The 508-nt window shown below is 69.7% G+C and carries 1 protein-coding gene; it reads right to left on the bottom strand.

The features are described from left to right. On the bottom strand, nucleotides 1-508 hold a 508-nt coding region (gene gid / locus GEV06_29350; GenBank protein MPZ21942.1), incomplete at both ends, for a methylenetetrahydrofolate--tRNA-(uracil(54)-C(5))-methyltransferase (FADH(2)-oxidizing) TrmFO.

Genomic DNA, 508 nt, shown 5'->3' with positions numbered 1-508 from the left:
CGAGCGCATCGTAGAACGCGTCGTACTCCGACTTATTGAACGGACAGTTCAGATAGTCGCCCTCGGGCTCGACGGCCTCGTCCGTACGGAGGGCCGAGGCTTCCACCTTCGCGCTGCGCGCTACGGCGGACAAGTCAGCCTCGGCCGAACCTCGCAGGCTTCGGCCCCAGCGCGACGCGCGGAAGACCCTCGAGTGGTCGATCGTCTCCGCCAGGACAATCGGGCTGATCGCGTCGTAGAAGGACAGGTGCTCGTCGCCGACGAGCGCTTGAATGTCCGCCGACAGCGCGTCGGACGTCAGCGGGCCGGTCGCGATGACGATGGGCGACCACGCCCCACCGGCCGGCGGCACGCGCGGGACCTCTTCGCGGACGATGGTGATGAGCGGATTCGCTGTCACCGCGTCGGTGACGGCGCGCGAGAAGGCCTCGCGATCGACTGCGAGCGCAGCGCCCGCCGGCACGCGCGTCGCATCCGCGGCGCGCATGACCAGCGAGTCCAAGCGGCG

It is taken from the genome of Luteitalea sp. (assembly GCA_009377605.1).
GTDB lineage: Bacteria > Acidobacteriota > Vicinamibacteria > Vicinamibacterales > Vicinamibacteraceae > WHTT01.
The sequence above is the reverse complement of the archived record's forward strand: the minus strand, read 5'-3'. Positions and strand labels throughout refer to the sequence as shown.